Below are 13,902 nucleotides of genomic sequence, written 5' to 3'. Positions count from 1 at the left end.
GCGCCGGGCGGACCGACTTCCTAGGAGCAGCAGATGGGAGCACCCGTATCCGTCGGCGTGGTCGCCCTCGATCCGGTACTGGAGGCCGGCACGCGTTCGACCCTGCTCGCCTGCCCGGAACTGACCGTGTGTGAGCCCGCCGAGGCCCGGGTCGCCGTCCTCACCGTCGACCGTCTCGGCCCGGGCGAGCTGGACATGGTGCGCGCCACCCGCGCCCTGAGGCACGGCCCCGCCGTCGTGCTGGTGGCCGGTGTCCTCGCCTCCGGCGACGCCCTGCACACCCTGGCCGCCGGTGCCCGCGGCCTGCTGGTGCGCCGGGACGCCGACGCCCCGCGCCTCGCCCACGCGGTACTGGCCGCCGCCCGGGACGACTGCACCCTGCCGCCCGGTCTGCTCGAACAGCTCCTGGACCGCCCGTCGGACACCCGGCACGGCACCGGCGGCTGGACCGACGGCATGCTGTCCGACAGGGAACGCTCGGTGCTGCGGCTGGTCGCCGACGGCCACGAGACGGCCGAGATCGCCCAGCGGCTCGCCTACTCGCCGCGCACCGTGACCACCGTGGTGCACGACATCACCCAGCGGTTCCGGCTGCGCAACCGCGCCCATGCGGTCGCCTACGCGCTCCGGGCGGGACTGCTGTGACCGCGACCCTGACCGCCGCGCCCGCGCCCGCCGCGCCCATGGCGCCCATGGCGTCCGCCGCCGCGGCCGGCGTGCTCCCCACCCTTCGTATCCCGCCCTCGCGGGGCGCCGACCGGGTCCGCGCAACGGCCCGCCGCGCCGGCCTGGCCCACGCGGCGGAGCACGGCGGGCCCGGGACCGTCACCGTGGTGGCCGCCGCCGACGCCGCACAGGCCCTGCGCGGCCGGCACGGCGCGGGCCCGCTGGTCCTGGTGTGCGACACCGTCGGCCGCACGGGACTGCGGCTCGCACTGCGGGCCGGGGCGGTCGTCCTGCGGGCCGCCGACCTCACCGAGGAGAGCCTGGCGGCGGCGGTGCGCCGCGCGGCCCATCCGCACCCGAGCATCCCCTACCCGGACCTCTCCCACCTGCTGGCCGGCGGTCCAGGACCCGGTGATCCGGCCGACGGCGGCGGCCGGCCCGTCCTGACCGCCCGGCAGACGTCGGTGCTGCGCCTCATGGCCGAGGGCCACGGCAACGCGGACATCGCCCTGCTGCTGCGCTGCTCCGAACACACCGTCAAGAACGTCATCTACGAGATCATGGCCCGGTTGCAGGCCCGCAACCGGGCCCACGCGGTCGCCCACGCGGTGCGTCACGGCCTGGTCTGAGGCGGCGGAGCGGGCGACACGGGGGACGGAGGACGGACGCAGCGGCGGGGCGGGAGCCGCGGCCGGGGGGCCGCGACGGCCGCACGCGGTCGCCCGCGTCGCCCCGCGCGGTCGCCGGCTCCTTCGAGCGGTCGTCCGTCCGGCCGGTCAGCCGGGGGGCGTGGGCAGCAACCGCGGCTCCATCCGCTCCTCCACGGCGCGCTCGCCGTCCCGGCGCACCACGTAGGCAGCCTTGCCCGGCTCCTCCGCCACCGCCTCGACCAGCTCGGTGCCCCGGTAGACCAGACCCACACCGTCGTCGGTGCAGTGCGCCGTCGGGAAGACGCCCTGGGCCACCAGCCGGTGGATCAGCGGGCGCCGGCCCTCGTCGCTGTCGTGGTGCACCCCGTTGCCGTACGGCAGCAGGCCCAGACCGTCGGTGACCGGGCGCAGTTCGGGTCCGAAGGAATCCGTGGTGCCGCCCTGGAACCAGCAGATGGAACCCGCGCTCACCCCGGCGAGCACCACCCCGGAGCGCCACGCGCGCCGCAGGACCCCGTCCAGCCCGTGCACCCGCCACACGGCGAGCAGGTTGGCCACCGAGCCGCCCATCACCCAGACCACGTCGTGGTCGAGCACCGTGCCCTCGACGTCGTCCACGCTCGGCATCGGGAAGAGCTGGAGCGGGGTGAGGTCGAAGCCCGCCACCCGGGCGGCCTCGCCCACCCGCGCCGTGACGTGCTCGGCGTCGCCCACCGCCGTGCCCAGGTACAGGACTCGGGGGCGTCGGCCGTGCACACCGGAGAGATCGACCGCGTGGTGGACCAGAGAGTGGAACAGGACCCGGGTGCGTGTGCCCACGCGATGACCTCCGGAGGTGGCGACGATGGTCGGTTCCGGAGCACTCACGCCGGTGATCGTAGCGCGCCAACTGCTGTGTGCTTGTGGGTTGTGGGTGAAGGCGTCGGGCTCCTTGCCCACGCGAACGGCGCCGGACCGGGCACGGACGCCGCAACGTCACGGCGGGGACCCGCCCGCCGGACCGGTCCCCGCCGTGTTCGCGCGTACGCCGTCAGGGCGTCCGCAGGGCCACCGCCGCCGCGTACCCCGCCGGGACCAGGACGTCCCGTACGGTCCACCCCGGTGCTGGGGCGGTCGGCAGCGGCCCGGTGCCCACGTAGTCCAGTGCCGGATCGCGCACCAGACCCGTGCCCAGACCCTTGAGGTAGGCCTCCTTGCGCACCCAGGCCCGGGTGAACGCGACCGGACGCTCGTGCGCGGGCAGCAGCGCCAGCTCGTCTGCCTCCGCCGGGTGCAGCGCCGACTGCGCGCCGAGCACCGCACGCGCGGTGGCCAGCCCCTCCACGTCGACACCGACCGGTGCGGGGGCGAGCGCCACCATCACCAGATCCCCGCTGTGGGACAGCGAGAAGTGCACGCCCGGCATGCGCAGGACGGGCCGCCCGTGCGGCCCGCCGCAGCCCGCGCACGGCTCCCGCGTCAGCGGCAGCGCGTCGGCGGGCACGCCTAGCAGGGCGCTCAGCACGTCGCGCAGGGCCGCGTGCGCGACCACGTACGCGTCCCGGTCGCGGTCGCGGAGGAACGCGCGGGCCCGGTCCCGTTCCTCCGCGTCCAGCAGTTCCCGGGCATCCCGCAGTGCCCGTTCGTCCAGGGCACCGACGTGGGCCAGGTACAGCTCCAGCGGCCCCCTCAGCACACGTGGACCCGGCGCCCGGGTCCGGTGCCGCAGCCCGGACAGGTCCAGCACGGCCGGGCCCGGCAGCCCGGACGGCGCCGGCGGTGGGGCGTGTGCCGGCGGGTCCAGCAGCCGGCCCGCCCGTGGCTCAGACATCTGCCCCGGCCAGCCGACGGCGCAGGCTGAGCGGACGCATGTCCGTCCAGATCACGCCGATGTGGTCCAGGCACTCCTGCCGGCTGCCCCGCCGGCCCTCCGGGTGCCAGCCGGCGGGCACGTCGCGGTCCGCCCGCCAGATCGAGTACTGCTCCTCGTCGTTGCGCACCACGAGATACACCTCGTCGGTGCCCGGTTCCCCGGAGCCCGGGCGGGCCTCCTCGGCACCCGGACCGGTCGCGGAGTGGGGTTGCGTCACGGTGAACCTCCCGCAGGTGATGGGCCGGCCGCAGGTCGGGGCCGACGCCGACAGCGTGCCGGGCGGCCCCCCGACCGGGGCAGGGACGAACGCGCCGAGCCCGCGGCGCGCGTTGCTGCCGGATCTTCTCTGGTGCCCTGCCGCCCCGGCGCGGGACGGTGCTGTCCGCCCGGGGAGCTGGGCATCCCGGCGGCGGCCACGGCCCGGCCGAGCACCGAGCGGCCTCCCCGCGCACCCCCTTCCGGAAGGAGCACGTGATGTCGGACGAGCACGCACCGGTCCTGCTGCCGGGCGGAGGCTGGCGGCTCTGGGAGGAGTTCGCGCTGCGCGGTCCCGGCTTCCCCGCCGACGGGGTGCTGCGGCTGGCCCCGCCCGGACTGGCCGAGGCCGCCGACAAGTTCGGCCCCGGCACCGATCCGGCCGGACCCGAGTGGCAGGCCTTCACCGAGGAGCTGTCGGCGGCCGCCGTGGACACCGCCCGCCACCTCCAGCGAGTCGCCGCACAGCCCCGTTTCCAGGCGGCTCTCGCCTGGCAGAACCCCGCCGTCCTGCGCACCGGCATCGCCCCGTTCCTGCGCTGGACGCCGGGCGTGGACAGCCGCAGCAGCATGCCCCGCCAGCGGGAGGAACTGGTCGCCCACTACTGGCAGCGGTTCTGCGTGAAGAACGACACCATCGGCTTCTTCGGCCCCGTCGGCTGGGGCCGCTGGGACCTGTCGGCGCCGCACGCCGTCACCGTGGACGCCGGCCGGGGCTTCCTCGCCGCGCAGGAGGTCTACTTCTCCGGCTGGGCCATCGACGCCCTGGCCAAGGTGCTCGCCGAGGACACCGAACTGATGGGGTGGATCCCGCCGCGCCGGATGTCCTTCGTCCGCTGCCAGGACGGCACGGTACGGATCCCGGGACGGCCCGCCCAGCCCGTCGGGGAACTCCAGCAGGCCGTACTGCTGCGCTGCGACGGCACCCGGCACCTGGCCGCCGTCGCCGCCGAGCTGGGCCTGGAGACCGCCGACGTCGCCGACGTCGTGCGCGAACTGGCCGGCCGGCGCTGGGTGCAGTGGCGTCTGGAGGTGCCCGCGGCCACCCACCCCGACCGGGCCCTGCGCCGCATCCTGGAGCGCGTACCCGACGAGGCCGTCCGCGACCGGGCGCTGGCGAAGCTCGCCGTGCTGGAGCGGGGCCGCGACGCCGTACGCGACGCGGGGACCGACGCCACCGCGCTGACCACCGCGATCGGCGCCCTGGAGGCCGACTTCGCCACCCTCACCGACAGCGAGGCCCAGCGCGCCAAGGGCGCGCGCACCGCTCCCTGCCGGGGACTGGTGTACTCCGACGCCCGACGGTCGGCCACCGCCACGGCCGGGCCCGCCCTGCTGGCCGGTCTGGAGCCCCTCCAGCTGTGCCTGACGGCCGCCCGCTGGATGACGAACCGCTTCGCCGACGCCATCCGCACCCGGCTGCGCACCGTCCACGACCGCCTGAGCGCCGGCGGCGCACCCGTCGACCTCGCCACCCTGTGGATGAACACCCTGCCCTCCCCGCACCCGGACGCCGGCGACCTGATCGACACCGTCCAGGCCGAACTGCGCGCCAGGTGGGCCCGGATCCTCGACCTCCCGCCCGGCGCCCGCCGCGTCCGCCTGACCACGGGCGAGCTGGCCGACCGGGTGCGCCGGGAGTTCGGTGAGCCCGGCGACGGCTGGTCCCTCGCCCGCTACGTCAGCCCCGACATCCTGGTCGTCGCCGAGGACGCGGACGCCCTCGCCCGCGGCGACGTCGACCTCGTTCTCGGCGAGATGCACTGCGCGCTGAACACCATGGGCGCCTCCCTCTTCGTCCACCAGCACCCCGAGCGGGACCGGCTGATCGCCGAGACCGGCCGCGACTTCCCCGGCCCACGCCTGCTGCCCACGCTGCCCAAGGAACTGCCCCTGCGCTGGTCCACCCGCAGCCGGCCCTCCCTGGACCGGCCCGAGGACCACTACGTGACCCTGGTCGACCAGACCGGCGACCCGCACCGTCCGAACTCGGTGCCGAGCGCCGACGTCCGCGTCGAGAACCGGGACGGCCGGCTGACCGCCGTACTGCCCGACGGCAGCGCCCACGACGTCCTCGACGCCTACGCCAACACCCTCACCCAGCGCGTCATGGACCGCTTCACCCTCCGTCCCGAGGGCGCACACACCCCGCGCATCACCGTCGACCGCATGACCGTGGCCCGTGAGACCTGGCAGCTGCCCGTCTCGGAAGTCGACTTCGCCGACGAGAAGAGCGAGGCCGCCCGGTTCGTGCGGGCCCGGCACTGGCAGCGCCGCCACGACCTGCCCCGCTTCGTCTTCGTCGTCTCCCCGACCGAACCCCGCCCGTTCTACGTCGACTTCGACAGCCCCGTGTACGTCACCATCCTCGCCAAGGCCGCCCGCCGGCTCGCCCGCAAGGACTCCGGGGCCCGCCTGAAGGTCAGCGAGATGCTGCCCACCCCCGAGCAGTCCTGGCTCACCGACGACGACGGCCACCGCTACACCTCCGAACTCCGCTTCGTGGCCGTCGACCGGACCGTCACCGGCAGGGAGGAGGCGTGATGCGCACCGTCGCCGACGACCTCGCCGCACACGCCGTCCGCCACCCGGAGCGGATCGCGCTGGACACCCCCGCCGGCGAGATCACGTACGGCCGGCTGGCCGCGCGCGCCGACGAACTGACCCCGCTGCTGCGGGCCCACGGCGCCGGACCGGAGACGGTGTGCGCCGTCGCCGTCGGGCACGGCGCCGACGCGGTGGCCGCGATGGCCGCGGTCATGCGCTGCGGAGCCGCCTTCCTCACCCTGGACGTGGCCCAGCCCCGCGACCGGCTGGCGGCCTTCGCCCACGGGGCGGGCGCCCGCCTGCTGCTGACCACCTCCGCGCACGCCCGCGCACTCGACCTGGACGTGCCCACGATCCTGCTGGACCGGCCGGCCGCCGGACCCGCCGGATCCGCCACCGGGCCGGACGGACCCGCGACGCCGCCCCCGCCCGTCGACCCGCAGGCCCTGGCCTACGTCAGCCACACCTCCGGCAGCACCGGCGAACCCAGCCCGGTCCTGGTCGAACACCACGCCCTCGACGCCTACCTGCGCGACACCGCGCGCGCCTTCCGCCTCGGCCCGGACACCGTGGCCCTGCAGACCGCGCCGCTCGGCTACGACGCCTCGATCCGGGACACCTTCGCCCCGTTGCTGGCCGGAGCCCGGCTGGTGATCGTGGAGCGCGCCCGGCTGCTGCGCCCCGCCGACTTCGCCCGGACCGTGCGCGAACACCGGGTGACCGCGCTGCTCAGCGTCACTCCGTCCTTCCTGACGCACCTGGCCGGACAGCCGGCCCCGGCCGACCCGCTGGCCGACGTCACCCTGGTCGCCTCCAGCGGAGAGTCCCTGCGCCCGTTCCTCACCGCCGGCGGGCGGCGGACGGTACCGGGCACGCTCGTCAACCAGTACGGCCCGACCGAGTGCACCATGACCACCACCCGCCACGTCGTCCCGGCCGAGCCCGACACGGCCACCGACGTGGTGGGCACGCCCCGGGCGGGCACGGTCGTCCGGGTGCTCGACGCCGGTCTCGCGCCGGTCCCCGACGGCGGCGTGGGCGAGGTGTACATCGGCGGCGCGGGCGTGGCGCGAGGCTACGGCGGGTGCCCGGCCCGCACCGCCGAGTGCTTCCTGCCCGACCCCTTCGGCCCGCCCGGCGCCCGCCTCTACCGCACCGGTGACCTCGGCCGGTGGGGCCCGCAGGGCCTGACCTACGCCGGCCGCACCGACCGGCAGGTCAAGATCCGCGGCCACCGGGTCGACCCCGCCGAGATCGAGGGCGCCCTGCTGTCCCACCCGCGCGTCGGCGGCGCCGCGGTCACCGCGCACACCGACGACCGGGGACGGGTCCATCTGGTCGCCCACGTCACGGGCGACCTGACCGGCACCACCGACGCGGAGCTCCGCACCCACCTGGCCCGCTCCCTGCCGCCGCACCTGATGCCCCGCCGGTTCCAGCGCCACGACGCGCTGCCCACCACCCGGGGCGGCAAGGCGGACCGCCGCCGGCTGGTCGTGGGGAGCGCCCCGTGACCGCCACCGGCCTGCGGCCGGCCGAGGCCGGTACCCTGCCGGGCCCTGCCGACGTCGCCGCGGCGGCCGTCCGCATCGCCCCCTACGTCCTGCGCACGCCCCTGCTGCGCGGCCCGGTGACGCCGGCGCACGGACCGGACCTGCTGCTGAAGGCCGAACACCGGCAGGCCGGCCACTCCTTCAAGATGCGCGGAGCCGCCAACGCCGTCCTGGCGCTGGACGCCGACCGGGTCGTCACCGGTTCGTCCGGCAACCACGGCATCGCCCTCGCCTGGCTCGCCCGCTCCCTCGGCATCCGCCTGACCGTCGTCCTCGCGGCGGGCGCGACCCCCGCCAAGGCCGCCGTCATCCGCGCGCTCGGCGCCGAGACGGTCCAGGTGGGCGGGGGAGTGGCCGAGCGGGAGGAGCGGGCCGGCCGGCTCGCGGAGGAGACCGGAGCCACCCTCGTGCCCTCCTCGGACCACCCCCTGGTGGTGGCCGGGCAGGGCACGGCCGGCACCGAACTGCTCGCCGACGCCCCCGGCACCGAGACGGTCTACGTCCCGACCGGCGGCGGCGGACTCCTCGCCGGCGTCTGCCTCGCCGCTGCCGACCATCCGGTCCGAGTGGTCGGCGTCGAACCGGCCCTGACGCCCCGTTACGCCCGCTCCCTGGCCGAGGGACACCCGGTCCGGCTGCCGCCCTGCGCCACCGTCGCCGACGGCCTGCGCGGCCAGCGGCCGGGACGCGTCCCCTACCCGATCATCCGTGACCGCGTCGACGACCTGATGGCCGTCGGCGACGCCGAGATCCTCGCCGCCACCGCCCTGCTGCACCGCCTCGGCGTCGACGCCGAACCCAGCGGAGCCGTCGCCCTGGCCGGAGCCCTGCGCGCCGGCCGCCGCGAACGGGCCGTGGTGGTCGTCTCCGGCGGCAACACCCCCGCCCGCCTGCACGCCCTTCTCCGCACACGCACCGCGACATCCACGGAAAGAGCCGTGGAAGCACCCACCGCCACCACCATCGAGGAGCACACACCATGACCGAGAACACCGCGACCGCCACCCGCACCGCCGACCTGCTCGTCGGGATCTTCCGCGACGTGCTCGGCCTTCCCGACCTGACCGCGGACACCGACTTCTACGAAGCGGGCGGCGACTCGCTCACCGCCTTCCAGATCACCGGCCGGCTCGAGGAGGTCCTCGGCGCGGAGGTGCCGGTGTCCCTGGTCTTCGCCTACCCCACACCGCGGGACCTGGCCGAGGTCGTCGACGCCGACTACGGCCGCCCCTGACCTCCACGGCACCCGCTGCTCCCCCCACCGTGCGCCCCACCGGTCACCGGCCCCGACGCGACCGTACGGGGACCGGGGACCGGCGCGCACCGGTCCCCGGTCCCGAGCCGGCCCGCACTCCTTCCCGCCCTGCCGCCGCGCCCTCGCCCGCCTCGTCCCGCCCGCCCCGACCCGCCCGCGCCGTGCCCCTCCGCCCGGCCCCCGCGCCCGCCAAGGAGAGCCCTGCCATGACCGAAGACCGCGTACCGTCCCTCGGCCGCTGGCGTCTGTGGGAGCAGTTCGCGCTGCGCGGCCCCGGCTTCCCCGCCGACGGGGTGCTGCGGCTGGCCCCGGCCGGAGTGGCCGAGGCGGCCGACACGTTCGACCCGGAAACCCCCCTCGACAGCGCGCGCTGGACGGATTTCGCCCGCCTGTTCGCCGACGCCGCCGTGGAGACCGCGCACACCCTCCAGGACATCGCCCGTACGCCGTCCTTCCGGGAGGCGGTGGCCTGGCAGAACCGCCCGGTCCTCACCTCCGGCATCGCCCCGTTCCTGCGCTGGACGCCGGGCGTGGACAGCCGCAGCAGCATGCCCCGCCAGCGGGAGGAACTGGTCGCCCACTACTGGCAGCGGTTCTGCGTGAAGAACGACACCATCGGCTTCTTCGGACCCGTCGGCTGGGGCCGCTGGGACGCCGCGGCGTCCGGCGCCGCCGTCGACACCGGTTCCGGCACCGTCGCCGAGTCCACCGTCTACTGGGCGAGCTGGGGCGTCGACGCGCTGGCCAGGACCCTGGACGCCGATCCCGGCCTGCGGGAGTGGATCGCCCCTCGCCGGGTGCCCTTCGTGACGGTGGACGGCTGCCGGGTCCGCGTGCCCGGCCGGAGTCCGGTGACGGTCCCCGCCCGGACCGCGGCCGTCCTCGGCCTCTGCGACGGCATCCGCCCGGCGCGGGCGATCGCCGCCGCGCTTCCGGACCACGACGTGCCCGCCGTCCTCGCCGACCTGGTCGCCCGCCGCTGGGTGGTATGGCGCCTGGACGTGCCCGCGGGCACCCACCCCGACCGGGACCTGAGGGCCTGGCTGGAGACCGTCGGCGCGCCGGAACCGCGCCGACGGGGGCTCGCCGCGCTCGACCGGCTGGAGGAGGGCCGCGCGGCGGTGGCGGCCGCCCACGACGTGGACGCGCTGGTCGGCGCGCTGACCGGCCTGGAGCGGGACTTCACCGAACTGACCGACACCGCCGCCGTACGGGAGAAGTCCGCGTCGACCGCGCCGTGCCGGGCGCTCGTGTACCACGACTCCCGCCGGTCCGCGACGGCCCGCCTCGGCCCCGAGGTGCTGGAGGCGCTGCGTCCGCTGCGGCTGCTCATGGACAGCGCCGGGTGGCTCACCTCACGGCTCGCCGCCGTCGTACGGACCGGGACGCGCGCGGTGTACGAACGCCTCGCCGCCGAGGGACCGGTGGACCTGGCCGCCCTCTGGTTCGCGTGCCTTCCGGTGCTGCACGGCACCGCGCGCGCCACCGCCGGCGAACTCCAGGAGGAGTTCGCCGCCACCTGGCAGCGGATCCTCGCGATCCCCCCGGACGCCCGCCGCGTGACCGTCCGCTCCGCGGACATCGAGGCGGCGGTGCGCGAGGAGTTCGCCGGTTCCGGCGGCTGGACGGCGGCCCGTTACCTGAGCCCGGACATCATGATCGCCGCCGACGGCACCGAGGCGGTGGCCCGCGGCGACTTCACCCTCGTCCTCGGCGAACTCCACCTGGCCGCCAACACGCTGGGCGCCTCCCTCTTCACCCACCAGCACCCGGACGCCGGCGAACTGCTCCGTCTCACCGACCGGGACCACCCCGGGCCGCGCCTGCTGCCGCTGATCCCCAAGGAACACCGCGCGCGCCTGTCCGCCCGGGTCCGGAACACGCTGATCCGGCCCCGGGACTACCAGGTCGCCCTGACCGACTTCACCGCGGACCCCGCCCGCCCCCGGGCCGTACGCAGCGCCGACGCCGTCGTCGAGGAGCGTGACGGCGACCTGGTCGTCCGGCTCCCGGACGGTGCGAGGTTCCCGGTGACGGACGTCTTCTCGCACGTCCTGACCACCCTGTCGATGGACCTCTTCCAACTCCTGCCGCCGGACGGCCACACACCGCGCGTCACCGTCGACCGGCTGGTGGTGGCCCGGGAGACGTGGCGGCTGCCCGCGTCGGAGGCGGGGTTCGCCGACGACAGGGACGAGGCCCGGCGCTTCGTCCGCGCCCGGCACTGGCGCGCACGGCTCGGCCTGCCCCGCTTCGTCTTCGTCGTCTCCCCGACCGAGTCCCGGCCGTTCTACGTCGACTTCGACAGTCCCGTGTACGTCACGATCCTCGCCAAGGCACTGCGCCGGCTGGCCCGCCGGGACCCGCGGGGCACGGTCACGTTCACGGAGATGCTGCCCTCACCGGAGCAGACCTGGCTCCGCGACGACGAGGGACGCCGGTACACCTCGGAACTGCGCTTCGTGGCGTTCGACACGGAGGCGTAGCCGTCGGGGCGCCGCCGACCCCCGACGTCGCCGTCCGCGCCCGGGACGGCAACCCGTCCCGGGCGCGGACCGGTCGCGAGGACGACGGCGGGCTCCGCCGGCCCTCGCCCTAGAGTGCTCGGATGAGTATGACGCCCGCACCCGGTTGGTACCCCGACCCGCACGCCCCGCACCTGGAACGCTGGTGGGACGGCACGGCCTGGACCGAGCACCGGCGCACCCCGGAGGCCCCCGGCGGGCCGGTGCCGGTGCCTTCCGGTGGCACCGGCGGCCGTACCCGGGCGATCGCCCTCGCCACGGTGGCCGCCGTGCTCGTCGCCGCGATCGTCACCGGCGCGGTGCTGCTGGGCGGCGACGACGGAGACCCCAGGACCAGGACCGGCCCGTCCACCGCGTCGTCCGCCCCCTCACCGGACGGCGACGGCCCGGCGTCGTCCGCCCCCGCGTCCGAATCCTCCGCCGACGAACCGAACACCGTCGAGGACCAGCTCAACGGCGTCACCTTCCCGCTCCTCGACGGCTGGGTCCGGCCGGAGAACGTCAGTCAGGACGACGTCGTCATGACCACTCCCGGTACCCACGACTGCCCCGGCGAGGGCAGCGTCTGCCGCCACGGCCTCGTCATCTCCCGCACGATGACCGGGACCGACGAGACCTCTCCCGAACTGCTCGCCGAGGAGGACGTCTCCGACGCGGCCGAGGACGCCTTCGAGGAGGACGCCCTCGACCAGAGCCCCTACGGCGGCATCGAGTCCCACACGGTCCTGAAGTCCGGCCCGGTCGCGGTGGCGGGCCGCGCCGGGTACTACGTCCGCTGGCAGGTGACGACCGGCAGGGGCCCCGGCGGGTACGTGCAGTCGCTGGTCTTCCCCTCCACCGTCGGCACCGGGGCGCCGGTCGCCGTCCGCTACGTGTTCGAAGCAGGCGACGACGCACCGCCCCTGGCCGACATGGACCGCATCACCAAGGGCATCCGCGCGGCCGGCGACGCGGGCCCCGGCGGTGGTGTGGGCAACAGCGTCGGCCCCGCCTCCTGAGCCCGCCCCCTGGCCCGTGGCGGCGGACCGGCCCCCTCGAACCGGGACGGACCGGGCCCGGCCCGGCTGGAGCGGGCCGAGGGGTCCTTCCCCTGTGCCCGCGCGGGTCGCGCGGCCCGGCACCGCACCTCGCCGTGTCGCCGAAAAGCCCTGGTGGCTCCGCTACGAGGGCTCTCCGGGGCCTTGCGGCGCACGGCACCGGACCACGCGACCCGACCGGACGCCCATGGGGAATGACCCCTAAAGGAACGTCATGCCCTCGCCGCGGTACGTCGGCACGGTGTCCGTCACCGCGTCACCCTCGACCAGCCGCAGCGCGTCGAACCGCTCGCACAGCTCGCCCGCCTTGGCGTGCCGGAACCACACCTTGTCGCCGATCAGCAGATCGTCGGCCGGCGAGCCCAGCAGTGGTGTCTGGACCTCGCCGGGCCCCTCCTGCGGGTCGTAGCGCAGCCCTCCGGGCAGATACGGCACCGGCAGCCGGTCGGTGCCGGCCGCGCCGGACGCCGGATAGCCGCCGCCGAGCACCGTCACCACGCCCACACCCGGGCGCCGTACGACGGGCAGGGCGAAGAGCGCCGCCGGACGCCCGCTGAACGACGTGTAGTTGTCGAACAGCCGCGGTACGTACAGCCCCGAACCCGCCGCGATCTCGGTGACCGCGTCCTCCTCGGCGGTGTACTGCACGCTGCCCGTGCCACCGCCGTTGACGAACTCCAGACCCGGCACGACCTCCCGTACCGCCCGCACCACCGCCGCTCGCCGCGCGGCGAGCTCCCGCCGGGCGGTGGCCTGCATCAGCCGTACGGCCCGGGACCGCAGCGGCTGCCCGGCCACCGCGTCCCCGACCCCCGCGACATGACCCTCGTACGCCATGATCCCCACGACCTCGAACCCGGGGCGCCGGACCACCGCGCGGGCCAGCTCGGCGACCTGCGCGGGGGAGTGGAGCGGGGAACGCCGGGCACCGACCCGCACCCGTCCGCCGAGCAGCCTCAGCGAGGTGTCCAGCTCCAGACAGACCCGCACCACCTCCGCGCCCCCGGCGCGCGCCGCGTCGATCAGGTCCAGCTGTGCCAGGTCGTCGACCATGACGGTGACGGCGGCGGCCAGCTTGGGATCGGCGGCCAGCTCGGCGTAACCGGAGCGGTCGGCGGAGGGGTAGGCGAGCAGGATGTCGTCGAAACCGGAGCGGGCCAGCCACAGGGACTCGGCGAGGGTGAACGACATGATGCCCGCGAAACCGTCCCGGGCGAGCACCCGTTCGAGCAGGGCGCGGCAGCGCACGGACTTGCCGGCCACCCGCACCGGCTTCCCGCCGGCCCGCCGGAGCAGATCGTCCGCGTTGGCGTCGAAGGCGGCCAGATCGACGATCGCGAGCGGGGCGTCGAGGTGGGCGGTGGCCCGGTCGTAACGGGCCCGGTCGGAGGCGCGCACAGTCATGGACGCAGCCTGCCAGACGGGTTTGCCGCAGGGGTAGGGGGATGTTCCGGGCAGATGCCGCGGGCCTGCGGACCGGTTCCCGTCCGGCCGGTGTCACGCCGTAGAGTGACGCGCACGTCCGGCGGCCCACGCCGGGCAAGGACCCGTGCCGGGATGAT

12 protein-coding genes are annotated in these 13,902 nt (G+C 75.9%); 8 read left to right on the top strand and 4 right to left on the bottom strand.

The window, feature by feature from the left end; genetic code table 11:
• Positions 1-33 precede the first annotated feature (33 nt).
• Positions 34-645 (top strand): response regulator transcription factor, encoded by a 612-nt coding sequence (locus TU30_RS12035; RefSeq protein ID WP_042168416.1) that lies wholly within the window; start codon positions 34-36, stop codon positions 643-645.
• Positions 642-1,295, top strand: a complete 654-nt coding sequence (locus tag TU30_RS12030; protein ID WP_052479781.1) for a response regulator transcription factor — start codon at positions 642-644, stop codon at positions 1,293-1,295. The genes TU30_RS12035 and TU30_RS12030 overlap by 4 nt, the downstream gene beginning before the upstream one ends.
• A gap of 147 nt (positions 1,296-1,442) precedes the next feature.
• Here TU30_RS12030 and TU30_RS12025 read toward each other — a convergent pair whose 3' ends face one another.
• The 3 genes from TU30_RS12025 to TU30_RS12015 form a co-directional block, all read right to left on the bottom strand.
• A complete protein-coding gene (locus TU30_RS12025) occupies positions 1,443-2,183 on the bottom strand; it encodes a peptidase E (protein WP_042168415.1) in 741 nt (246 codons plus the stop codon).
• Positions 2,184-2,346: 163 nt separating this feature from the next.
• Positions 2,347-3,126: a 4'-phosphopantetheinyl transferase superfamily protein gene (locus tag TU30_RS12020; protein ID WP_078878236.1), complete on the bottom strand. Its 780-nt coding sequence runs from the start codon at positions 3,124-3,126 to the stop codon at positions 2,347-2,349.
• Positions 3,119-3,307, bottom strand: a complete 189-nt coding sequence (locus tag TU30_RS12015) for an MbtH family NRPS accessory protein (RefSeq protein WP_042168802.1) — start codon at positions 3,305-3,307, stop codon at positions 3,119-3,121. The genes TU30_RS12020 and TU30_RS12015 overlap by 8 nt, the downstream gene beginning before the upstream one ends.
• A 335-nt stretch (positions 3,308-3,642) precedes the next feature.
• On the opposite strand from TU30_RS12015, the gene TU30_RS12010 reads away from it, so the two are divergent.
• The 6 genes from TU30_RS12010 to TU30_RS11985 all read left to right on the top strand — a co-directional run bounded on the left by TU30_RS12010 (position 3,643) and on the right by TU30_RS11985 (position 12,301).
• Positions 3,643-5,967 carry a lantibiotic dehydratase gene (locus tag TU30_RS12010; RefSeq protein WP_042168411.1) on the top strand — a complete coding sequence of 775 codons (2,325 nt, stop codon included), beginning with the start codon at positions 3,643-3,645 and terminating at the stop codon, positions 5,965-5,967.
• On the top strand, positions 5,967-7,484 hold the full coding sequence (locus TU30_RS12005; protein ID WP_042168409.1) for an amino acid adenylation domain-containing protein: 1,518 nt from the start codon (positions 5,967-5,969) through the stop codon (positions 7,482-7,484). The genes TU30_RS12010 and TU30_RS12005 overlap by 1 nt, the downstream gene beginning before the upstream one ends.
• Positions 7,481-8,506: a threonine/serine dehydratase gene (locus tag TU30_RS12000; RefSeq protein WP_042168407.1), complete on the top strand. Its 1,026-nt coding sequence runs from the start codon at positions 7,481-7,483 to the stop codon at positions 8,504-8,506. Before TU30_RS12005 ends, TU30_RS12000 begins: the two co-directional genes overlap by 4 nt.
• Positions 8,503-8,757, top strand: a complete 255-nt coding sequence (locus TU30_RS11995) for an acyl carrier protein (protein ID WP_042168405.1) — start codon at positions 8,503-8,505, stop codon at positions 8,755-8,757. The genes TU30_RS12000 and TU30_RS11995 overlap by 4 nt, the downstream gene beginning before the upstream one ends.
• 227 nt (positions 8,758-8,984) lie before the next feature.
• Positions 8,985-11,264 carry a lantibiotic dehydratase gene (locus tag TU30_RS11990; RefSeq protein WP_042168403.1) on the top strand — a complete coding sequence of 760 codons (2,280 nt, stop codon included), beginning with the start codon at positions 8,985-8,987 and terminating at the stop codon, positions 11,262-11,264.
• Between the two features lie 128 nt (positions 11,265-11,392).
• Positions 11,393-12,301 (top strand): DUF2510 domain-containing protein, encoded by a 909-nt coding sequence (locus TU30_RS11985; protein ID WP_042168400.1) that lies wholly within the window; start codon positions 11,393-11,395, stop codon positions 12,299-12,301.
• A gap of 240 nt (positions 12,302-12,541) precedes the next feature.
• Here TU30_RS11985 and TU30_RS11980 read toward each other — a convergent pair whose 3' ends face one another.
• Positions 12,542-13,744: an amino acid deaminase/aldolase gene (locus tag TU30_RS11980; RefSeq protein WP_042168396.1), complete on the bottom strand. Its 1,203-nt coding sequence runs from the start codon at positions 13,742-13,744 to the stop codon at positions 12,542-12,544.
• Positions 13,745-13,902: the final 158 nt, after the last annotated feature.

The sequence above is a fragment of the Streptomyces sp. NBRC 110035 genome, assembly GCF_000829695.1.
Lineage (GTDB): Bacteria > Actinomycetota > Actinomycetes > Streptomycetales > Streptomycetaceae > Streptomyces.
The sequence above is the reverse complement of the archived record's forward strand: the minus strand, read 5'-3'. Positions and strand labels throughout refer to the sequence as shown.